General features: G+C 62.0%; 16 protein-coding genes. 12 read left to right on the top strand and 4 right to left on the bottom strand.

Annotation, left to right across the window (positions count from 1 at the left end; all coding sequences use genetic code 11):
* Positions 1-13 precede the first annotated feature (13 nt).
* Positions 14-1135, top strand: a complete 1122-nt coding sequence (locus tag ACQK2L_RS07885) for a glycosyltransferase family 4 protein (protein WP_425396394.1) — start codon at positions 14-16, stop codon at positions 1133-1135.
* Here the strand turns inward: ACQK2L_RS07885 and ACQK2L_RS07880 are convergent.
* Both ACQK2L_RS07880 and ACQK2L_RS07875 read right to left on the bottom strand, forming a co-directional pair.
* On the bottom strand, positions 1102-2418 hold the full coding sequence (locus ACQK2L_RS07880) for a DUF1552 domain-containing protein (protein WP_425396393.1): 1317 nt from the start codon (positions 2416-2418) through the stop codon (positions 1102-1104). The genes ACQK2L_RS07885 and ACQK2L_RS07880 overlap by 34 nt on opposite strands.
* 27 nt (positions 2419-2445) lie before the next feature.
* Positions 2446-4770 carry a DUF1592 domain-containing protein gene (locus ACQK2L_RS07875; RefSeq protein WP_425396392.1) on the bottom strand — a complete coding sequence of 775 codons (2325 nt, stop codon included), beginning with the start codon at positions 4768-4770 and terminating at the stop codon, positions 2446-2448.
* A 203-nt stretch (positions 4771-4973) separates the two neighbouring features.
* Between ACQK2L_RS07875 and ACQK2L_RS07870 the strand changes: the two genes are divergently transcribed.
* The gene (locus ACQK2L_RS07870) at positions 4974-6287 is read left to right on the top strand and encodes an ATP-binding protein (RefSeq protein ID WP_425396391.1); all 1314 of its coding nucleotides are present in this window, start codon (positions 4974-4976) and stop codon (positions 6285-6287) included.
* A gap of 24 nt (positions 6288-6311) precedes the next feature.
* A complete protein-coding gene (locus ACQK2L_RS07865; RefSeq protein ID WP_425396390.1) occupies positions 6312-6839 on the top strand; it encodes a response regulator transcription factor in 528 nt (175 codons plus the stop codon).
* Between the two features lie 46 nt (positions 6840-6885).
* On the opposite strand, the gene ACQK2L_RS07860 is transcribed toward ACQK2L_RS07865, so the two are convergent.
* Positions 6886-8301, bottom strand: a complete 1416-nt coding sequence (locus ACQK2L_RS07860) for a cytochrome P450 (RefSeq protein WP_425396389.1) — start codon at positions 8299-8301, stop codon at positions 6886-6888.
* Positions 8302-8740: 439 nt separating this feature from the next.
* On the opposite strand from ACQK2L_RS07860, the gene ACQK2L_RS07855 reads away from it, so the two are divergent.
* The 6 genes from ACQK2L_RS07855 to ACQK2L_RS07830 all read left to right on the top strand — a co-directional run bounded on the left by ACQK2L_RS07855 (position 8741) and on the right by ACQK2L_RS07830 (position 20584).
* Positions 8741-10051 carry a UDP-glucose dehydrogenase family protein gene (locus ACQK2L_RS07855; protein ID WP_425396388.1) on the top strand — a complete coding sequence of 437 codons (1311 nt, stop codon included), beginning with the start codon at positions 8741-8743 and terminating at the stop codon, positions 10049-10051.
* A gap of 253 nt (positions 10052-10304) precedes the next feature.
* On the top strand, positions 10305-12554 hold the full coding sequence (locus tag ACQK2L_RS07850) for an aspartyl protease family protein (RefSeq protein ID WP_425396387.1): 2250 nt from the start codon (positions 10305-10307) through the stop codon (positions 12552-12554).
* Between the two features lie 68 nt (positions 12555-12622).
* Positions 12623-13972, top strand: coding sequence for a hypothetical protein (locus ACQK2L_RS07845; RefSeq protein ID WP_425396386.1), 1350 nt, complete (start codon positions 12623-12625; stop codon positions 13970-13972).
* 42 nt (positions 13973-14014) lie between these two features.
* Positions 14015-15343, top strand: a complete 1329-nt coding sequence (locus ACQK2L_RS07840) for a serine hydrolase (RefSeq protein WP_425396385.1) — start codon at positions 14015-14017, stop codon at positions 15341-15343.
* A 151-nt stretch (positions 15344-15494) separates the two neighbouring features.
* Positions 15495-18890, top strand: coding sequence for a beta strand repeat-containing protein (locus ACQK2L_RS07835; protein WP_425396384.1), 3396 nt, complete (start codon positions 15495-15497; stop codon positions 18888-18890).
* A gap of 113 nt (positions 18891-19003) precedes the next feature.
* The gene (locus ACQK2L_RS07830; RefSeq protein WP_425396383.1) at positions 19004-20584 is read left to right on the top strand and encodes a PEP-CTERM sorting domain-containing protein; all 1581 of its coding nucleotides are present in this window, start codon (positions 19004-19006) and stop codon (positions 20582-20584) included.
* Here ACQK2L_RS07830 and ACQK2L_RS07825 read toward each other — a convergent pair.
* Positions 20543-21445, bottom strand: coding sequence for an ion transporter (locus tag ACQK2L_RS07825; protein WP_425396382.1), 903 nt, complete (start codon positions 21443-21445; stop codon positions 20543-20545). The two genes, ACQK2L_RS07830 and ACQK2L_RS07825, sit on opposite strands and share 42 nt — an antisense overlap.
* Positions 21446-21583: 138 nt before the next feature.
* Here ACQK2L_RS07825 and ACQK2L_RS07820 point away from each other — a divergent pair, with 138 nt between their 5' ends.
* The 3 genes from ACQK2L_RS07820 (at position 21584) to ACQK2L_RS07810 (ending at position 22987) form a co-directional block, all read left to right on the top strand.
* On the top strand, positions 21584-21883 hold the full coding sequence (locus ACQK2L_RS07820) for a hypothetical protein (RefSeq protein ID WP_425396381.1): 300 nt from the start codon (positions 21584-21586) through the stop codon (positions 21881-21883).
* A gap of 127 nt (positions 21884-22010) precedes the next feature.
* The gene (locus tag ACQK2L_RS07815; RefSeq protein ID WP_425396380.1) at positions 22011-22466 is read left to right on the top strand and encodes a DUF6882 domain-containing protein; all 456 of its coding nucleotides are present in this window, start codon (positions 22011-22013) and stop codon (positions 22464-22466) included.
* Between the two features lie 149 nt (positions 22467-22615).
* Entirely contained in the window at positions 22616-22987 is a 372-nt protein-coding gene (locus ACQK2L_RS07810) for a hypothetical protein (RefSeq protein WP_425396379.1), read from the top strand.
* Positions 22988-23167 lie beyond the last annotated feature (180 nt).

Raw genomic sequence — 23167 nt, 5'->3', positions numbered from 1 at the left:
ACCGCGACTTGCAATGTCTCAGCGTATTCTGCACGTAATCCAATCGCTAGACCGCTATACGCCAGCGGACCAACTGCTCGCCCTGGCGCCGGTGTTGGCGGCGCAGCAATTCGAGCAGTCGGTTCTCGTGCTCGGGCACCGTGGTGAGTTGGCCGGCGGGCTGGCCGAGATGGGTATCGAGCCGACTTGTCTGGGGCAACGGTGGACGCTCGATCCCGGCGCCGCGGCCCAACTGACAATGCACGTGCGCAAAGCGAACCCAAACGTCGTGCACGCCTGGGACCAGCCGTCGCGTCGATACGTATCGTTGGCCACCGCCGGTTTGCGAGGCTGTGGGCTGGTGGCCAGTTGGAACACCGTGGAGCGGGCGCGGCTGCGAGTCGACCTGCCGATGTTCTTTCCGCGAAGCCCCGACCGCTGGCTGGTGGAGGGCAAGTGGGCGCGCGACTCACTCGCGCAGCAAATTGCCGAAGGCGTGATCGCCGTGGTGCCGCCCACGGCCACGCCGGCCACATCGACGCTGCAGCGCGCGGAACTCATGGTGGAGTTTGGCCTGCCGGCCGATGCTCTGCTAGTTGGCACGGCCGCTCAGCTCACCGCTTCGATGGGCGTGAAGGAACTCATCTGGGCAGTCGACATGGTGCGTGTGTTGCACCCCAACATCCGGCTGCTCATTGCCGGCGACGGTCCTCAACGCGATCACCTGGAACACTTCGCCTGCACCGCGGCGGTGCCGGAGAACGTTTGCTTCCTGGGCGACACCAACCGGTGGAACGACATCGTGCCGCACCTCGACGTGTACTGGCAGGGCACCGAAGCAGCGGCCGCTTCGCCCACTGCGCTGCTCACCGCCATGTCGGCCGGCGTGCCGGTCGTAGCGAGCGACACCGCGCAGCATCGCGATTGGATCACAGACGGCGAGACCGGTTATCTCGTTGGCTTCGACGCCCGATCCGATCGCACGCGCATCACGGATCAGCTGTTGGTCGATCGAGAGTTGCGCAAGACCATCGGCGATGCAGGTCGGCGGCGGTTCGAAGAGCATTACTCACCGGCCACGGCAGCTGAGCTTGTCGCCGGCGTTTACCGCGAGGCTTGCGATCAGCCCAGCGCCAGCGGGCCTTTGCCGCAGTAGTCGGGATTGCCGAACGTTTTTAGTTCGTGCCCGAAGCCGCCGGCCAGCGACATCAACAGCCGGTTGTGAGACACGCCGCCGAGCTTCAGCGATTGGCCCATCTGGAGGCCCAACCCGCCGCCAACCATCACGAATGGCGTGTTCTCGTGCGTGTGGCTGCTGCCTTTGCCCAGCTCGTTGGTCCACACGATCGTGGTGTTGTCGAGCATCGTCCCCTCGCCGCCGGGCTCGGGGGTCTCGTCGAGTCGCTTGGCCAAATGGGCCAGTTGCTCGCAGTACCAACGATTGATCTTGGTGAGCTTCTCCATCGCCTCGGTATTGCTGTCGGGCTCGTGCGATAGACTGTGGTGGCCTTCCTCGATGCCAATCCAGTTCATCCGCGCTTGGCCCACTGAGTTGGTGATCTGGAAGGTGGCAATCCTCGAGAAGTCGTTCAGGAAGCTGTGCACCATCAGCTCGATCTGCATCCGGGTGAGCTCGGGCATGTTCTCGTTCTTCCGCTCCACGTCGGGCGTCAGCTCTGGTTCGGCGTGGTCCGGCGCGCGCTGGTCTTCGGCTTGCAGCGAGCGTTCAAACTCGCGCACGAACGTCTCCTGCTGCTCCAGCAGCCCGCGATCTTCGGCGCTCACCAGGTTGCGGACCTTGGCCAGGTCTTCCTCCAGGTCGTCGAGGATGCTGGCCATGTTTTCGCGGTCCTTCATCTCGCCGTACAGCTTGGCGAACATCTGGTACGGATCGTCGATCGGGGCGATCGGCTTGTTGGGCCCACCGTAAACCATGCGAGTCCACGTGTCGGCCCGATCGGGCACCATCACGCCGAACTCCAGCGAGCCAAACCGGGTGCGGGTGGCATCCTGCGATTGCAAGTAGTTTTTGATCTCCTGATCGATCGACAAACCGCTCGCCCAACCGGCCGGCGTGTCGCCGCCGCCTTGGATGTTGCCGGGGAACAGCTCGATGCCGGTCAGCAGGCAGCCCATGCCGCGCATGTGCAGGTCGCCATCGCCGGCCACGCCGTTCCGCACGCCGTGCAGGATGAGTGTGCGATCCTTGAAGGGCTCGAGCGGCGCGAGGCTCTCCTTCAAGGTAAACTCGCTACCTTCCTCGTCGGGCCAGAACGTGGGCGGCACCACGCCGTTGGGCGTGAAGACGATCACCAGCCGCTGTTTGCGCCCGGCGGCGTTCGCAAACGCCAGGCTGGGCCGGTTCATCACAAACGGCGCCACTGCGGCGCTGAGCCCCATGGCACGAAGGAAATCGCGACGCGTGTTGTATCGACCCATGATCACGTCCTTGGGAATGTTGTGTACTTACTTGCTGGCTTGCGACGCCAGGTCGTTGTCGCGGCCCACGCGGCTCGCGGCAACGGCCACCTCGATGGCCAGTTCTTGGATGGAGTAGTTGCTCTGAACGAACGAATGATGCAGCTGGTCGGCCACGTCGGGGCCATACGCTTGAAGCGACTGTTGAACCAGGTAGCGGAACATCTGCTCGGTAAACGCGCGGCTCACTTCGTCGCTATCGGCCAGGAACTGCGCGAGCTGCCGCGCGCCGCTCAGTTTTACCGACGGGCCTTCTTCCGGCTGGTACTCCCCTTCGTCGTCGATCGGTTTGTCCTGCTCGGTGTCGCGGAACCGGCCCACCGCGTCGAACCGTTCGAGCGTGAAGCCCAGCGGGTTGATCAAATGGTGGCACGTCATGCACGCCGGCGGCTGGGTTTGTAGCGTGACGCGCTCGCGAGTCGTGAGGTCCGGGTGCAGGTCGGGCGACAGCGGGGCCACGGCCTCGGGCGGCGGCTTCAGCGCGTGCCCCAGCACGCCGCGCACCAGGAACACGCCGCGATGGATGGGCGAAGTGACGTCGGCATGGGCGAACTTGCTCATCACGTAGGGATGCGTGATCACGCCGGCCCGTTGGCCATCGTCGAGCCGGGCCTTGGCGAAGTCGTCGGACGGCTCGCCGCCAAGGCCGTAGAACTGCGCGAGCCGCTGGTTCAGGAACACCTCGTCAGTAAGGAACAGCAGGCGGTAGTCGGAGCCCTCGGACCACACCACTTCGTCCAGCAGCAAGTCGAGCGAGGTTCGCAGGTCGGCTACCGTGTGGGCGTCGAACTGCGGATACCGTTTCGAATCCTTGTGCAGGTCGACCACCGTATCGACTTGCAGCCAGGTGAACATGTACTGCCGCAACTTCCGCTTCGCCCGTGGGTCGGCCAGCATTCGCTTCGCCTGATCGCGGATGGCGTCGTCGCTGGATAGACGGTCCTCGGCGGCCGCGGAACGCAGTTCTTCGTCGGGCAGCGAGTCCCACAGTGCGAGGGCCAGGCGGGCGGCCGTTTCGTGGGGCTCGCTGGCACCGGAGACTTCGCGGAACAAAAATCGCGGTGAAGTGAGCGTCATCAACAGCGCCCGCCGTGCGGCCATCTGCTCGTCGTCCAAGTCGTCGAAGTGCTGATCGACGTATCGCGCACGCAGCTCGTCGTCGAGCGGCTGGCGGAATGCGCGCTCGGTGAACTGTTGGCAAAACTGCTTCAGCTTCTCCGCTCGCTGTTCGTCGCCGTCCTTGGTCTTGGCCAGACGGTTCAAGTGGTCGCAGACGTAGCTGGTGGTTTCGATGGCTGCCGCCGTGGTGGCGTCGAACCACGCTTGCGACACGGCCGTGCCGCGTTCCCAGCCGTAGCTGCGATCGTCGGGCGGGAAGTGCGTGGTGCAGACGTAGGCCGGCGGCAACTCGACCGGCGCCAGGCACCGCGCGGGGATCACCTGCTCGGCGCCCATCGGCGGAGTCCATAACAACTGGATCGACGCCGGCGTGGCTTTGTTGTTCTTCTCGTGTATCTTCTCATCGCTCACGCCTTGGTTGCCACGCGAGAATTCGAGCTTCAGCGGATACGCCCGCCCGCCCAGTAAGTAGACCTTCGCGCGGTACTCGGTGTCGTCGCCGCTTTTGACCCAAGCGTCGATGACGGCCGTATCGTTGTCGTTCACCCACAACCGGCAAGCGTGCTCGGTGCGGACGACAAACTCGTGCCAGCCGGTTTCGGTGGGCAGCACGACTCCCTTCCAACGCATCGAGTAGCGAAACGCATCTTCGATCTCCGCGATGGGAACTTCGGTGCCAAAGTCGAAATCGACGGTCGCATCGGTGCGTGTGAGCGCGGCCTGCTTGCGTCCCTTCGGCCGTCGATCCTGGTAGTATTCGGCCGATAGCCCGCGCTCGTCGGTGAGCTTCGCTTGCCATTGAAAACTGCCCACCAGATCGGCGGTCACCTGGCGGTACTGGTTCACCGTGAGCCGCGCCAGTTCAATCGCCGGTGGTTCGTTCCGCGCCCGGGCGATGGCTGAGTAGAACGCGGCGTGCACAAACTCGGCCACGTCATGCGCCTCGTCGCGGGTAAGCGACTCGGGGTTGTCCTCCGGCATGGTGAGCCGAACCTGCTCGGCAAGTTGATCGACCGATAACTCGCCCGCGAGCGGCGTGGGGTAGTCCTTGGTGCCCTCGCCCTGGTCGCCATGGCAACGCGCACACTGCGCGGCGAACAACGCCTCGCCAGCCTCGTTGGCCAGGCACGGAGAATGGGCCACGCAGAGAAATACGGCGACTGCCCAAGTGAGACGTTCGAAACACGTATGCATGGCGGGAACCTTCGGAAGCGGAACGCCGAAAGTTGAGGTAAGGTAGGACTTCCTATTGTGCCGTATTTGGGCGGTGGAAGCAAATATTGGCCAATCGCCGATGCGGAGAGTGGCAGATCACTCGCTGCTGGTTGGCATGGCTCGCAACTTCGCCCTGTACCAAGGATAATGAAGTTGTGTATCCAAGGGACCCTCGAGTGACCATGTCCGCCGCTACTGCCGACCTGCCGACGACGCGCCTGGCGGTGAATGCGCCGTGGCTGGTGAAGCTGCGGTGGGTGGCGGTGGTGGGGCAGTTGGCCACCATTTTGTTTGTGCAGTTCGGCCTGGAGGTGCCGCTGCCGCTGGCGCCGCTTGTCACGGCGCTCGCGATCACCGCAGTGACCAACCTTGCGCTCGACTGGTGGGTCCGCCGGGCGGTGCGGCAGCAGGTCGTGACGCCGCGCAAGGCGCTGGGCGTCATCTCTACGGTGATGCTACTCGACTTGGTGGTGCTGACCGTGATGCTCTACGTCACTGGCGGGCCGACCAACCCCTTCGTGGTGTTTTACGTGGTGAACTTGGCGCTAGCGGGCGTGCTGTTGGAGCCCCCCTTGGCGTGGCTGCTGGTCGTCGCGGCTAGCGCCGGCATGGGGTTGTTGTTCTGGCAGCGGTGGCCGCTGGAGGTACTGAACGACCCCGCGCGGCTCACCAGCATGGCCTCGCAAGAACGACTGCCACTGGCGGCCGTGGGCGAACTGGTCGCCCTGGTGACAGGCGCTGGAGTGATCGTGGCATTCATCACCCGCGTGACGAGCGAGCTCCGCGCCAGCCAACTTGCCCAGCGACGCGCCGAAGACCAGCGGGCGCGGAGCGAGAAACTCGAAGCCCTCGGAACGCTGGCCGCCGGCGCCGCGCACGAACTGGCCACTCCCCTGTCCACCATCGCGGTCGTGGCCACGGAAGTCGAGCGCGAATTGGCCGCGCACGAACTGCCTGAACACATCGCGGCCGACCTGGCGCTGGTGCGGCGCGAGCTGGCGCGGTGCCGCACGATTCTCGACCGCATGTCGCTCGACGCCGGGCAGTCGATTGCCGAAGCGCTGGAGCGAATCTCCGCGGGCGACTTGGTGGAGTTGGTAATCGAAGACTTGTCGGCGGCCAACCGCATCGAGGTCGAGTCCCAAGGCGACGCCACCGAACAAGTGCTACAGGTGCCGCCAGTGGCAACGGCCCAGGCGCTGCGAGGCTTGGTGCAGAACGGCCTCGACGCGTCGACCGGCGCGGTGACGATCGCGCTCAAATCGCAGCCCGGCGGAGTGCGCCTGGAAATTGCCGACCGGGGCGCCGGCATGCCGCCCGAAGTGCTGGCCCGGGCGGGCGATCCGTTCTTCACAACCAAGCAGCCTGGGCAAGGCATGGGCTTGGGGCTGTTTCTGGCGCGGAGCGTGGTGGAGCGGCTGGGAGGTACGCTCGAGATTCAGTCGACCGCAGGCGAAGGCACAATAGCGGTGGTCGAACTGCCTTCGACCGACTAAAGTGGACTTAGAGGACCACAACTCATGCCCACGCTTTTCCTGGTTGACGACGACGAATTGCTCCGCGAACGGATGGGGCGAGCGCTCACCTCTCGCGACTACGACGTCGTCGAAGCCGGCACCTACGACGAAGCCGTGGAGACGCTCGGCACGCTGCGCCCCGATCGAGCGGTGCTCGACTTGAAGATGCCAGGTGGTTCAGGTCTCTCGCTGTTGAAGCTCTTGCGCGAGCGGTCGCCCGACACTGAGGTGGTGATGCTCACCGGCTATGGCAGCATTGCCAACGCGGTGGATGCGATGCGCGAAGGGGCCGTTGGCTACATCGCCAAGCCGGCCGATGCCGATCAGGTGCTGGCCGCCTTCGACGCCCAACCGGCGCTGTACGCCGAAACTACATCCGAGGAGTTCCAGCCCCCATCGCTAGCCGAAGTGGAGTGGAACCACATTCAGCAGGTGCTCGCCGATTGCAGCGGCAACCTGAGTCGGGCGGCCAACCTGTTGGGCATCCCGAGACGCACCTTGCAGCGAAAGCTCAAGAAACTGGCGCCGTAAGACCCAGGGCAAGTCTCCTCCGTCTGGCGACGGAAGCTAACCAAGACTACCGCGGTTGCCGTGGGCGCGTGTTGGCTTGCGCTGCGCCGGGAAGGTCGAGTAACGTGGTGAGATTGCCCCGAATGGGGTGGCTGGTGAACTGGCCATCGGCTTCGTTCAGCTGCACCGGCACATCGCCGACCGGCGCGAGCATTGTGCCGCGGACCATCGCGCTAATCTCCGCGCCCTCAGGCACGTCGAAGCGGAACCCCTGCAGCATCCGTGGGATGGCGTGGCGCAGGATGTCCATCGCCAGCGGGCCGCCCACGCACATCCGCGCGCCGGCGCCAAATGGCAGGTACTCGTACGGTGACGGCTTGAGCTCGCGCCAGCGATCGGGGTCGAACTTCCGCGGCTCGGGATAGAGCGACGGCAGGCGATGCGTCACCAGCGGCGTGAACACCACCGGCGTACCGGGCGGGCAGTCGTACGGGCCGACGGTCACGCGTTTGCCGGTTACCCGCTGCGAGTAGGCCGAGGCCGGCAACACCCGCATGCTCTCCTTGATAACTCGTTCGATCAGGCCGGTCTGCGACTCTTCGGGCAGGAGCGACTCGGCCAGCAAGTCGGCCGCGATTTGTGGGTGCAGCGACAACAACAGCAGTGTCCAAGTGAGCGAGTGAGCCGTGGTCATGTGCGCCGCGCCGAACAGCACGCACGCCTGACCGACGAGTTCCTCGTCGTTGAGTTTGCCAAGTTCGCCATGGCCACGAATCAGCAGCGACAGCACGTCGCACGCCTCGGACTGGCTGGCGATGGTCTCGCGGCGGTGGGCGATCATCGAGATGACCGACTTCTCGAGCTCTTCGGCTTGCGCCAATAGCGGTTCGTACCCCGCGTCGAACGCCGCGTCGGGCACCAGCGCGCCGGTGCCCACTTCGTGCATCCGCGCGGCCCAATCGGCAATCTGCTCGCCCAGCTCGCACGCCTTCTGCTGATCGTTCATGCCGAACAACAGCGTGCTGGTCACGGTCAGCATGTACCGTGTCATCTCTTCGTTCAGGTCGATCGTGGTGCCGGGCTGCCACGAGTCGATCCAGCGATCGGTAATCGACTCGACCGCCGGACGATAGCCGGCGATGGCCCGCAGGCTGAACGCGTCCTTCAGGATGCGTCGGTTGCGACTGTGCTGCTCGCCGTTCATGCCCAGCAGCCCACAAGTAAGGCGTCGCTGGCTGGAGCGTTTGGGACCACGAATAGGAAAGAAGCGGCCCTGGTAGGTTTCGGTGTCGCGCAGCACCTGGAAGTTCAGCTCCGGATCGAACAGCAGCACGAGCCGCAGTCCTTGGTCCTCGACCGCCGCTACGGGACCAAACTCCTCATGCAGCGCGAACAGGTGGCCAAGGACGTCCTCGGCGAACACGGAGAAAGGTAACCGGGAGACCGCCGGCTGGTTGTCGGCGTGTTGGTCTGGCGAAGGCATGGTGCTGTATCGAAGGAAAGCCGCTGGTGGGAGTCGCTGCCTGAAAACCGAGCTACAAAGCGATTGGGGCAACCTACTACAACAAGTAGCCCGAAATCTCACCCGAATCATTCATCTTACCCATGCAGCCTACGTTATTCACCGGGGCGTCCGGGTGTTTTGCGGACGAACTAACACCAAATTCGGTGCGGTAACCACATATCCGCCATGGCGACCCACAAGGCGACAAATGGCTCGGCCCGTGGGCCGGGCGCGATTCTTGTAGCGATTGTCCGGACCAGAACCACTCGACCGAGCTTGGAAACCCTCAGAAAACGCCCGATTTCCGGGATTTAGGGTCGCTCGACGCCCAGTCTCAGCAGACTATGATATTAGGTTTCCAAAATGCTCCTATTCGAGCTCTACGCCACTACAAGACAAATTGCGGAGTACCCACGCGATGAAAATCGCCGTTATCGGAACTGGATACGTCGGTTTGGTCACAGGCACCTGCTTCGCCGACAGTGGCAACAACGTCACTTGCATCGACATCAACGAGAAGAAAATCGAGGGGCTGAAGCGGGGCGAGATCCCCATCTACGAACCTGGGCTGGCCGAACTGGTGGAGCACAACTCCGAGGCGGGACGGCTGGTGTTCACCACTAATACCGCCGAAGGCGTGAAGGACGCCGAGGTGGTTTACCTGGCCGTCGGCACTCCGCAGGGCGACGACGGCGCGGCCGACCTGTCGGCTATGTGGAGCGTGGTGAAGGCCATCGCGCCGCACCTACGCGAAGACGCCGTGGTGGTGACCAAGAGCACCGTGCCAGTGGGCACCAACGCCAAGATCTTTGGCATGCTCAAGGAGCTGACTGGTCGCGAGTGCGATGTGGCCAGCAACCCGGAGTTCCTGAAGGAAGGTGCAGCGATCGAGGACTTCATGAAGCCCGACCGCGTGGTGGTCGGCGTGCGCCGGCCCGAAGTGGCCGACGTGCTGCAGCAGCTCTACCAGCCATTCCTGCGAACCGAGAAGCCGTTCATCAGCATGTCGCCTGAGAGCGCAGAGATGACCAAGTACGTGGCCAACGCGCTGTTGGCCACGAAGATCAGCTTCATCAACGAAATGGCCAACTTGTGCGAGAAGATGGGCGGCGACATCAACGACGTGCGCCGCGGCATCGGGCACGACAGCCGCATCGGCTTCGCCTTCCTGTTCCCCGGCGTCGGGTACGGCGGTAGCTGTTTCCCGAAAGACGTCCGGGCGCTCACCGCCATGAGCACCGATCACGGGTGCGAGCCCACCATGCTCCGCGCCGTGGACGAAGTGAACGAGCGGCAGAAGTCGGTGTTCACCTACAAGCTCAACGAGCACTTCGACGGCGACCTGAAGGGCAAGACCATCGCCATCTGGGGCCTGGCGTTCAAACCCCGCACCGACGACATCCGCGAAGCGCCCGCCCTGGTGCTCATCGATTGGCTGCTCGAGAAGGGCGCGACGGTTCGCGTGCACGATCCCGAAGCGATGGAGAACGTCGAAGCCGAACTGAGCGACAAAGTCACCTACTGCCACCGCCGGATGGAAACCGTCGAAGGCGTCGACGCCCTGGTGATCATGACCGAGTGGAAAGACTACCACTCGCCGGACTTCGCCGAGATGTACCAGCTGATGAAATCGCCGGTGATCTTCGATGGCCGCAACCTGTACGAGCCCGCTCGGATGAAGCGACGGGGTTACAAGTACTACAGCATCGGCCGTCCGATGGTTCAGTGACTCCAGGCGGCTTCACGCAATACAGGCCGCCGGCGCCGGTCCCCTGCGGTCACCCGAACGATCTTTGCTTGACGGTGCCGAAAGGGGCTAATAAACTCGATAGATAGACGCTAAGCGCAGCATTTCCGGCCGCGCGGCGTCGGCAAGCTTGCCCTAATCGAAGAGCGGTGGTCGTGAAGGTGCCGACCGCTCCTCTAGAGGAAATCGTTGGCAGCACGGTTCGCGCCGCGACTCCTCGTCGGAACGGAACATCATGAAGTCGAATACCGCCTGTGGCAATGACACCCTTGGTGCGCGCTTGCTGCTGAAGCTCTCATTGCTGTTCTGCGCGGCGCTGGTAGCCGATGCCACTCTCACCACCGCCAGCGCAACCGGGATTCCGCTGGATGGGTTTCTACCCCAGATCGGCATCACGCTCACGACCGAGCATTCCGACGATCTCGAGTTCTCGCCGTTTCCCAGTTCACAACCGGGTGGCATCTTCCTAGGCGACAGCCAGGGCTACTACGACGTGGCGCTACTCGACACGGGGGCCGCTGTCTCGTTGATTACCACCGCGACTGACACGGCGTTCAATATCGATGGACCTTACTCGGGCGACGGAAGAGGTGAGGGGTTTCGCGGGACCGAAGTGATCACGATCGGCGGTGCATCCGGCTTTCTCGATGCAAGCATTGGCGACGCCCTTGGTCTGTACGCAGGCGGCTTGCAGGATCGCACCGCGAGTGGTGCGACGCTAAAGATGAATAACTCGGCCCTGTTGGGGCAAACCAACACGTCGATCATCACGGTGCCACCCGAGTCCGATCTTCCAAACGTGCTAGGGCTGCCGTTTGCCGGCCAGTACGCCACGCGCATTCGCAACAGCGTGCCCCAGATCCTCGAAGTCAACGGCAAGACCGTACGATCCCCTGCTGTCGACTTCCAACCCTTGGGCAGCGAAGGGATGGGCATCACCCGCAAGGCGCAACTCCACCTGCTGGGCGACTCTCCCTCCACGCCGCTGATGTTCCCCAACCTCGGAAACTTCGACCTCGATTTTCCCTCGGAGAATCCTTCCCAGCCAACCTTCATACAAGGTGGCCACTTTCTGGATGCGACGTTCAACAATGATGGCGCTTCGCTGACGTCGCAGTTCTTTTTGGACACCGGCGCCAGCGTTACCGTGTTGTCGCAGTTCAAGGCCCTGGAAATGGGGTTTGACGTTACGCTCGACGAGCCGGAGTTTACCATCTCGATCGTGGGATCGGGTGGCACACTGGGAGACGTGCCAGGGTTCTTCATCGATCAACTCACCGTCCCGGCATTGGGTGGCAGTTTCACCGTCGCCAATGTTCCCGTGATCGTGCTCGATGTCACCAACGTGTCGAACCCTGGCAACATTGTCGACGGGATCATCGGCATGAACGTGTTCCAGGGGCGCGATCTTGTGATCGATCCCAACCCCTCCCTGGGTGGCGGCGGGCCAAGCCCGGGCCTCTACATTAGCGATCCAGTGACCACCGACTTCAATTGGGCAAGCGCGGCTGCCACCGACTCTTGGGCTTCTGCCGGTTCCTGGAGCACCGCAAGTGTCCCTGACCTCTTGTCCATTGCCAATGTGCGTCACGTTACCGGTGGCGACCAACAGGCAACCGTAGAGGTGGATGCGGAAGCATTCGAAGTAAACATCTCTGGTGGAAGTTCTGGCGAACAGATGAAGCTCAGCATTGCCAATGGCGTGAGCCTCACTACTTTTTCGGGTGTGAACGTGGAGACCGATGGTGCGTTGCAACTCGACGACGCCACGGTCGACGCCCAGTTCGTCGACATTCGGGAAGGTGGACTGCTGGCCGGAAGCGGAACCATCCGCACCGGTAGTGGCACCATCCCCGGCCAGGTCGAAGTGGTCCGCGGCACCGTGTCGCCTGGAATCTACTCGCCCGGCAGCGAGGTCGGTTCCCTGGAAATCGACGGTCGCTTTGCAACCTCCGACGGCAGCACGCTGCAGTTCGATCTCGGAGGCCTGTCGGCAGGCGACGAGTACGACCAGATTGTGGTGGAAGGATCCGTTTCGCTTGGTGGCACGCTGGAATTATCGCTTGTCGATCTGGGTGGCGGAACATTTGCACCGACTGCTGGTGACACCTTTACACTTCTCACTTCCACCGAAGGCATGGCGGGGCAGTTCGATTCCATCGTCTTTCCATCTGAATACAACTTCGACGTGCAGTACTTGGCGAACAGCCTGCGGATAGTCGCCGGCCTCCAGGGCGACTTCAACGGCGATGGCACCGTGAACTTGGCCGACTACGTCGAATGGCGCAACAATCTGGGTGGCCTGTATAACGCCAGCCACTACACGCTGTGGAAAGACAACTTCGGCATGTCGCTCGGCGCTTCCCATTCGTCCGCGGCAGCCGCCGTGCCGGAGCCAAGTAGCGTGCTGGTACTGCTATTGGGATTGGCGACCGCGGGCCGTTTTCGCGGATTCTTCACACGGCGATCCGTACGATTCAGTTGATGCACCGCTACGGTCCGCTAGGATGAACCAACAAGGGGCGCGGGGGAGAAAGGCCAAACCGCATCGGCATGCGACTCATCGATCACAGCCGCTATCCACTGGCTCTCGTCGTAGCGTGGCTCGCCGCGACGTCCGCCAGTGCGCTGACGATCGATCTAGAATTCACCGACAGCAGCAACTTCTACACCAACACCACCGCCCGCAACACGATCGAGCAGGCGGCCGAGGACATTAGCGACGCGATCACCTCGGCACTCTCGCCGATCAATCAGGGCACGTTCTACAACTCAGACGTTGGCACCACGCAATACAAGTGGGAACGGTCGAGGACCAGCGGCAGCCAAACGCTTACCGCAACTTACGGATGGAACTATCAGTACACCGATGGCGCTACCGTGATGATTCCTGCCGAGACGCTCGCAGCGCACACGATCAAGATCTTTGTGCGTGGCGAGGCTCTGTCGGGATCGACTTTGGGGCAAGGCGGACCGACCGGTTACAACATCTCGCGCGGATACAACCTGAGCTACAGTGGTTCGATCAGCCAACCAGCGCTTCAAAGCCAGTTCAGCTATCTGACCGACCAAATGTCGGGTCTGCTCGAAGGTGAGTTGACTCGAAACGCGGGACCAGTGATTGGCACTCTTCAGGGCGTTACCTCCATTGACTTTGGCAATGGCCTGACCGCCTCGGAAGATTACGAGTTCACCTACGGTCCCGCCTACGGCACGCTCGCGCTCGACACCAGCCACACAGGCACGTTCAGCAACTACTGGCACATCGATCACGCCACGCCGGTTGCTTCCGGCAAGCGCGATCTCTACTCAGTAGCGCTGCACGAGATTCTGCACGCGATCGGTGTCGGCGCATCGGAGACCTGGAACGAACTTAGCAGCGGCACCAGTTGGACCGGCGATGAAGTGATCGCCGAGGCGGGAACTGGCGCAAACATGGTCACCGGTGGGCATGTTGCCCATGGCAAAACGGGTAAGAACATCTATACCGGCGCGACGCAAGAAGCGGTGATGGATCCTACCTTGAATGTCGGCACGCGGAAGTACCTGACCACGCTCGACCTGGCATTCCTCCGCGATCTGGGCTACAGCACGATCACGCCGGAGTTCGGCATCCCTGGCGACTTTAACGACGACGGGATCGTCAACCTGGCCGACTACGTCCTCTGGCGCAACAACCTGGGCGCCGGCAACGAAGCTGCTATCAACTTTCATGGCAACGGCGGCGGCATCACTTCGGCCGACTACACGATCTGGAAGGACAACTTTGGAAACTTGCAAGCCGCGGGCAGTTTCTCGAGTCCCTCGCTGGTGCCCGAACCCCATGCGGCCTTGCTAGCCTGCCTGGGCCTGGGGATGGGCTGGTGGCTTTCAGGCAGAACTCGCCAAGCAGTGCGGGGTTAACCTCCTGAACGCACATCTGAGCCCCCTGCCACGATAGCCGCCATGTCTCTGAGTGATCGACGGACGCCGAAGCTGTTGTTGGCCGTGATGGCCATCGCAACATTGGCCGGCGACTCCAGGGCGGCCGTGGCGCAGTTCGATGGACTCACCAGCCTGGCCGAGGGCGCGGTGGTGGGGGAGAACGTGACGGTGCCCGTGCCGGGCTTCGACATTCGCGTGCTCCGTCACGGTCAGCCGATCTACCACCAGGCGTTCGGCGATTGGCAGGTCGACCAGATCGCAGCCATCGACAGCAGCACCAAGACCCTGAGTGGCGCGCTACTGATGTCGCTCGCCGACACGCCAGGGCTGGGGTTTTCGCTCGACAGCCACTTGGGTGCCTTCCTCGACGAGTTCGACGAAGGCGAACTGGCCAGCATCACCATTCGCCAGGCGTTCAGCCACACCTCGGGAATCGAAGGCAGCGAAAGCTCGGCCGCCATCCTGTCCAACCCTCTGATTGGCCTACGCGAGAGCGCCCGACGCGTGGCCGAGTTGCCGCTGGCCCATGAGCCGGTGACGACCTTCGCCTACGGGGGTTTGTCGATGCAGGCGGCCGGCGCGGCGGCCGAAGTGGCTGCCGGCGTTCGCTACGTCGAGTTGTTCGCCGACCGCATCACCACGCCGCTGGGCATGACCAACACGTCGTTCTTCGCCGCCAGCCAGTTCAATCCGCGCATCGCCGGTGGAGTTCAGTCGACGGCCACTGACTACTCACGGTTCATGGACATGCTGCTCAACCAGGGCACCGACCGCGCGGCTGGCCACCAGGTGCTGTCGCCCGAGGCGGTCGCCGAGATGACCACGCTGCAAACCGCGGGTGTCGAGACCATTCACAACTCGCCGACCGACGACTCGAAGTACGGCATTGGCGTGTGGCTCGATCAACTGGAGGAGGCCGGGCCGCCGGTCGAGGTCATGGCGGGCGGTGCACGAGGATTTCATAGCTGGATCGATATCGAACACAACCTGGTGTTCACCTTCGCTACCGATACCACGTATTTTCGCAACCTAGAGTTACTCTCGTCGATGATGCACGTGGCGATTCTCGACGCCATCGCCCTGCCCGGCGACTTCAACGGCGACGGCTCCGTGAACCTGGCCGACTACACGGTGTGGCGCAATCACCTCGGCGCGGCGGAGGCAAGCACGCTGAACGGCAACGGAGACGGCAGCGCAATCGTCGACGCCGGCGACTACGATCTGTGGCGCGAGCACTTCGGACAAACCACTTCGCTCACCGAGGCTGTAACCACTTCGGTTCCCGAACCGAGTTCGCTGGCGGTGGCAATGTTCAGCCTGGTGGGACTTTACTGGCGCCAGCGTCAGTGAAAACCATGAAAAACGCCAGATTTCTTGCCTCCAGCGTCCACGCCGCGTAGTCTAGAGGCTTGCTCCTGGTCCGCTCGGCCCGGGAAGTCCGCCTGCGGGCTAGTTCTCCTGGTTGGGGTCTCAAGTAATGGGTTTGGTTCGAAGTGCACTCGTGGGGAGCGTTTGCTGGCTCGCGCTAGGCACCGGGGCGTCGGCGGCCAACGTCAGTTGGGACCAGGGCGCTTCGACCGACCAGTGGTCGGACCTCGACAATTGGTCGCCCAACGGCAGCCCAACCGACAACGACTTATCGATCGGCGACCTGCCAGCGGCCACGGAAGCCACCACGCTGGTCGACACCGATTTCAGCATCGCCAGCCTTGCTCTGTCCAATGGCGCGAATGCGGTCACCTCGGGCAACCTGCTCACCGTTAATGGCAACGTGGATGTCAGCGGCGCCGGCAGCACTCTGGTGATCTCCGAACACACCAACGGCGCGAGCAGCCCGGCGGCAATGGCCGAATCGATCTCTCTCAACAGCAGCGGCGCCTTGCAACTAGCTGGCGGGCGGCTGGTACTCGACGATCCGGCGAGCGGCCCGGCGAACGTCGCCACGCTGGTGAGCAGTTCGGGCCTGGTCACGGGCTTCGGCACGATCCTGCTGGATGAAAACCTCGGTGGAACGACCACCACCACGCTCATCAACGATGGCACCCTGCAAAGCAGCCGCCCCGTGGGAGCGACGCCCGGGGAGCGTTTCATGCTGACCATCGACACCAGCGACGCCGATCATCGGATCGACCTCGACGGTGTGACTGGAAATGGTGTGGTGAACGTTCATGAAGACACCACGCTCGAACTGAAAGTCGAAGCGGAGACTTTTGCAGGAACCATCAACCTCGCAGCCGGCGCGGTGCTCGACCTGGATCTTCACAAACTCCTCACGGACGGCGCAACGGTGAATGTCGACGCTGGAGCAACCGGCACGGCAACGATCCGCGGGCAACGCATCGGTGGTGAAGCAACCCACACGACGCCCACAACTTTCAACGTCAACTCTGGCAGCTTTGTGCACGAAGAGGGGTTCAATCTGAACTCGCCCTCGGTAATGAATATGGCTGCGAACACCTCCTTGGTGTTTCAGGATCTCACCTTCCGTAGTCAGTCGGTCTCCGAGATACAGGGAATGCTGAATATCAACGGCCCTGGGGCGATGATATTGGTCGAGAATACTACTTTAAAACTGAATACTCCCTCGTTCGACTGGGACGGCCCCGAAGACGTGGTGACACAGGTCCAGTCCGGTCACCTGTACGTGCAAAGCAACGATATCTCGCCTTCGGCCACGGATGACTCGTACGATGGCACCATCAATCTGATCGACTCGGTATTCCACCCGGAGATTACGAACGGGTGGGTGCTGGGTGGCGAGATGAACTTGAGTTCCAGCTCCACGCTTCTTCCGGTTACCACCATCACCGCGGACGAGACGATGACCGTCGATGGCGGCGTGATCAACGTCATCAGCGGCATCAACGTCCTTCGTACGCCCACCGTGTTCACGAGCAACGCCTCGGGTGGCATCCACATCGACGACGGCGCCACGCTGCGGGTCGAGCGGGACGTCACTTTCGACGGTGGCAGCACCCACACCGGCGCCGGAACGCTCGAGTTCCGCGGCGCCACGTTCACGGTCGGCGGCAACCAGGCCATTGCCATGCAAGATGGCGCGGTCAACCTGGCCGCCGACCCGACCGCCAGCGAGGTTTGGCACCTGCACGCCCGGCTGTCGGTGCAAGCTAGCGAAATGGACGTGTTTGGAAGCAACACCGAAAGTGTGGACGACACTATCTTCGTGCATGGCGCCGCCGGTCAGCTGTTGGTCGACTTGGCTGACAGCGACTCCTGGACGCTGGGCGAATCGGGCATCTTGAACGTCAACGGCACGACTGGCTTCGAAAGTTCGCTCATTGGCGACGACATGCGGATCGAAGGGCGTGTGGTCGTCACGGACAACACGCTGTTTTCTGCTCGAATCGACGTCGCCGCGGGCGGCACGATCGACATCAACACGCCCGGCGCCGCCCTTCGCCTGAAGGGGATCACCGCTGCCGGGCCTAACACGATCTCGGGTGGAACCATCCAAGGTCCAGGTGAACTCCAGGTGCAAAGCTCGTCCGGCTTGTCAGGGCATGGCACCATCTCCACCGACATGAATCTCATGGGCAATGCCGACCTGTTGGTGACCGGCGGGACTTTAACGGTCAATGGCGAGGTGCTCGCCGCCGATCAGATAATCGTCGACAACGACGCCACGCTTCAATTGGGAACGATCCTCGATACCAGCAACCTCACGTACCTGAATTTGACCGGTGGCTCGGTGACGGGCACCGGTATCGCTAACAACAATCTCCTCCGCGGCCAGGGTGAAATCGCCGTCGACACGTTTGTCAACAACGCCACCTTGTTCGCGGCCGGCGCGTCGGACCAGACACTGGTTGTCTCCTCCGCCACCGGCGTCGATCTCGATGGCGACAGTACGTCTGGCGAGGCCCACGCCACGTCTGGCAATCTCACCATCGCCAGCCCCCTGACCGACGACTTCGACGGCCGCATGTTCGTTGGAAGCGGGCGAACCTTGACCTTGCAGAATTGGTGGACGCTCGGCAGCGATGGTTCGGTGCAACTCAACAGCAACGGCGTCGACCGTGCCTCGCTGCTTAGCGGAGGAACCGGAGCCATATTGAACGGCACGGTCGAAGTTAGCGGAATCGGCCAGATGGACAACGTCGCGTTTCACTCCGACGCGACCGTCGAGCTGGTCAGCGATCTGCTGGAACTCGACGGAAACTCCACGATCGACGCCGACGCCACGTTTACCGGCGCCGGTTTGCTGCAGAACCTGGCGACGGGCTCACTGTCGCTTGACGACAACACGAGCGTGGGCATCCGCCTCGACAACCACGGCGAGCTGCACCTCGATGGCCAGGCAACCGTGCATGCCTTCAGCCAAGCGGCGACGGGCAACCTGAACATCGATATTGAGAACACCTCGGCCTTCGATCAATTAACCTTCGCCAATTCATCTTCGCTGGACGGCGGACTGCTGCTCAGTATCGACAGCGGCTACGTACCCACGCTGGGCGATAGTTTTCACATCCTGACCGGCGCCGGCGGACTGCTTGGAACGTTCTCCACGCTGGCCAGCGAACTACCCAGCCCAGGCGCCGGGCTCGCCTGGGAGTTCGACTACACCGGCGCGGAAGTCGTGCTCCGCGTGATCGAGGGCGGCCTGCCTGGCGACTTCAATGGCGACGGCCACGTGAACCTGGCCGACTACACCGTGTGGCGGAACAATCTCGGAGCGTCGGACGAGGGTGTGCTGGCCAACAATGGCGACAATTCCGGCACGGTCGACACAGGGGACTACGATCTTTGGAAGATGCATCTCGGCGACAGCAACGCCGCGCTCGCAGCCGAAACGTCGCGTGTTCCCGAACCCAACACGCTTCTGTTGGCCACGATGCTCGGCTGCTCACTACTGTTGTCCGCAAGAGTTTCTCGTTAGTGCGCAAAGCCCTCCGCGGCACGGCGTTGAAGGGGTAAACTGGAAGTTCGTGCGAACGAGTCGTTGTTCGCTCTCCCACTCGCCTCGCTCATCTTGCTGCCCCTATCTGCCCCATGCGCTTTCGCTGCCTTTACACCGCTATCGTTGTATCCCTGCTCACTACCAGCGTGGCTCAGGCGCAGTCGTACGTCGATGGCATCGACGTGTCGAGGTGGCAGACATCGATCAATTGGACATCGGTACTGAACTCGGGAACCGAGTTCGCCTTTATCAAGGCCACCGAAGGGGTCGACTTCGTCGATCCATGGTTCCACACCAATTTCCAAAACGCGGACGCCGCTGGAGTGCTGGCTGGTCCCTACCATTACGCACGGCCCGATAGCTCCGCGACCAACCCCCAGGACCCGGTGAACGAGGCCAACGACTTTCTGGATGCGATTGTGCCGTACTACGAAACCGGCTCCTACCTTCCACCGGTGTTGGATGTCGAAGAGTTCTCTTTCACGCCGCCTGGCGGCCAATCGCTCAAGAACTTTGTCTCCGGATGGGTGCAGGACTTCAGCGACACGGTGCTGAGCGAACTTGGAGTGCGCCCCATTATCTATACGAGTAAATCCTACGCGAACACGTACTTCACCAACTCGGTCGCCTCGCAGCACGATCTGTGGATGGCGTGGTGGAAGAATGGAACCTCCAACCCGCCCACACCGTCCGATGCGCCCAGTTGGGATACCTGGAAGTACTGGCAGTGGACCGCCACCGGCAGCGTGTCTGGAGTGAGCGGCAATGTGGATCGCAATCTGTACAACGGCACCCGGCAGCAGCTCGAAGCGGAGTTGATCAGCCTGCAGGAAACGCCCGGCGCGACGACCATGATTGCCGACTTCGAAGTGGATGAGGGTTACTTCGGTTCTTCCATTCTCTATTCGGGATCCACCAGCGGCGTTGGCGAATCGAGCTACGCCGAGCGAGTGACCACCGAAGCGCAGGAAGGCAATGCCTCGCAGGAATTGTTCATCGACGGCGATGCCGGAGGGTGGTTCCTGCGGCACCTCGCGGGCATCGGCACGCCGGGGTCGCCCGGTTCGAATCGGGAGTTCGACACCACCGGCTACATCGGCTTCTGGCTCAAGACCGACGACGAGGATGTTTCGGTGAGCCTGGCCCTCGACGCGCCCAGCACGGCCGATCGGGGCATCGCCAAGGACGTCATCGCTGATGGCCAGTGGCACCTCTATCAATGGTCGCTGGAAGACGACGACCAATGGGAAGCCTGGGTCGCCGGCGACGGCATCATCGACACCCCCACCGCCACGATCGACTCGATACAGTTCTTTGGCTCCGGCCAGGCGACCGTGTACCTCGACGCGGTGATGCACAATCCGCTGGGCAGCCTACTGGTCAGCAACGGTCTGCCGGGCGACTTCAATGGCGATGGTACCGTGAACCTCGGCGACTACCTGGTGTGGCGAAACAACCTGGGAGCCGACACCGAAGACGTCATCGCCGGCAACGGCGACAACTCCGGCACGGTCGACGCTGGCGACTACACACTATTTAGGCTTAACTTCGGCAACACGGTCCCTGCGAACATCTTGCAGGGTACCCAAGCGGTGCCCGAACCCACCACCGCGCTTGGTCTGCTGGCCGCGCTAGGTTGTGGCTGTCTCGCCCGTCGACGACAAGTTTCCTAGCTGCTCTCCGCAGCGGCTGCAGTAGCGAGCTCCGTCGTCGTTGGTAGTGTGGGGGCAGCGTGTGCAGCTACGCGTGGCGCCATACAGTGTCCGCTGCTTCAGCACTTCGGCGCTGAACAAGCCGGTCGGCACGATGATAATCGCGTAGCCCAACAGCATCACCAGGGCGGCGATCGTCTTGCCCAGCGGCGTGACCGGTGCGATGTCTCCGTAGCCCACGGTGGTCATCGTAACGATGGCCCAATAGACACTCACTGGGATGTTGTCGAAGCCACTGTCCGCGCCCCCCTCCACCAGGTACATCACCGAGCCCAGAATGATGATGGTGCAGACAATCACCGAGATGAACACGGTGATCTTGGGCCACGTGTGCTTGAGCGCCATCAGCCACCCCTGGCCTTCGCGGACATGGTGAGCGAGTTTCAAGATTCGAAACACACGCAACAGCCGCACGGTGCGGATGGTGGCCAGCGATCCCGCGCTAGGAATGAACAACATCAGGTAGGTCGGTAGCAACGACACCAGATCCACCACGCCGAAGAAGCTGAACACGTACCTGGCAGGCCTGTTCACACACGCCAGCCGCGCGGCGAACTCCACGGTAAACAGGATGGTGATGATCCACTCCGCCACCCGCAGGTCGTCGTACCAGAATTCGGGTGGCTTGTCGGAGTCGTGAATGCTCTCCAGCATCACCGCGATGATGCTCGCCACGATGACCACCAACAGCCCCAAGTCGAACCAGCGGCCGGCGGCCGTGTCGTGCTCGAAGATCACGTCGTACCACTTCTGCTGCCACTCGGCCGGCCCGGGACCGAGTTTGGGCCTTTTCTCTGGTTTTGCGGTAGACGGATCGCTCATGAGGCAAGTGTAGCTTACGGGCTAAGGGCCGACCAACGGCGATTTTCGGTGCTCCGTGCAGCCGTTTTCGCAATTGGGGAGTCTTGTCTAGACGTGGTACAATTGACCGCAAGACAACGCCCACCGAATCGATTGATCATGTCGCAGCACTCCGATGACACGGATGCCGAACTCCGCGCAGCAATGCTCGACCTAATTCATCGCGAGTATGCAGACGGTTGTTGCATGGCCCACGAATCCCTGATTGCCCCCGCAATTCGAAGATGGCGGTCCTACGCACGCCGAAATGTGAAGAACAAGAACCAAACACTGGACCATCGAGCCCACGATCTCAACAAGGGCCTCGTGGCGCTGTTTCCTGAACACAACTACGATCCCGCGTGTTTGGGTCATCTTGCCGAGTCGTTCGCCGAGATCTTATGGCGTTTCGAAGACTAAGACTATGAGCAGAACTGGTTTGCTTCTACTTGTCGTGAGTGTTTCGTTCGTCGGCTGTGAACAGCGGTCGACAAGCCCCAGCAGTACCACATCCGACAACTCCGCGGCGTCATCCACCGAGCCCACGGTGAGACCTGAGCTCTACATACAGCAATCTCTTGAAGGGCTTCGCGCGCAAACTGCATCGCATAACTCGACGTGGCATCTTGGCGACGCGGACAATTGGGCTGCCGATCAGGAAACCGGTCGCATAACTTTTACGTTTGCTGATGGGACCATCGCAGAAGCTAACATGCAAATTGTAGGCACGTACAACACAGACAATGGCACCTTCCTCTGGGGCTGGGACCATCCATCGGTCGCTGAACCACTCCGCAAGCACGCGGCATTGGCCAAACAGTTTGGTGAGGAGAATGGCTTGGCTCAATACACGGAAAGAATGGTAGAGTGCACCGAAGAACAAGCTTGGGAGTTTACTGCAGTTGCTGCACGACTTGGCGAAGCAAATGGGGCTTACCGCGGCCCCGCTGGGACGGCTCTAGTCTTTATGACCTTCGGTGAAGTAAAGCTAAGCAAGCCATAACGACATAATGCACCGGAGCTATCGTTCGCGCCGGATGTGCATCGCGAAACGACTGGCGTTTGGTGCTGTGGATGGCCGCGGGGTATACTCGCTCGCATAACTGCCGCGTGGGGCAAGCATTTAGGAGCGAAAGTGAGGCGACTTCAACGATGGCCAACTTCGGAGCCGAACGTCTCTTTATCCGTGTGGCAGGCGCGTTGGATTTCGATCCGAATGAGGGGATCGACGCTGAGCAGTTCGCTTTCATCATGGTGTGCGACGGCGATGCCTATGATCGCCCTTCGCTGCAGGACCACACGTTCGCACCTTGCGATCAGCCCCGCTGGTTTCCAGCCTCCGAGGGCCTCGGCACGGTCCGCGCGGTGATCGCAGAGATGGAGAAGAAGCTTGGCGCGTCCGATCTTGAGCAGAGAACGCAGCTAGAAAACAAGATCGAGGTCTTGCGAGTGGTGGAAGACAAACTCGACTCCATCGACCTCAAGGACTACAAGTTCCACTTTCTTGCCCGCGATCTGGAGTAAGAGCGATTGATAACAATCTTAACCCGGGCGGCGATTGCTGACCACCTCCGGGTTAGCTCAAACCTCAAGTATTAAACGACGGGGCTAAATCTGCCCAGGGCAGCGTCGCATTCATTCGCGATCCTCCGCGTGCATTCGCGGGCCACCCTTAGCGGGGCCAGCCATCGCAAATTTGCATTA

This window comes from Aeoliella sp., from assembly GCF_965227375.1.
Lineage (GTDB): Bacteria > Planctomycetota > Planctomycetia > Pirellulales > Lacipirellulaceae > Aeoliella.
This window is presented reverse-complemented; position numbering and strand designations above follow the sequence as displayed.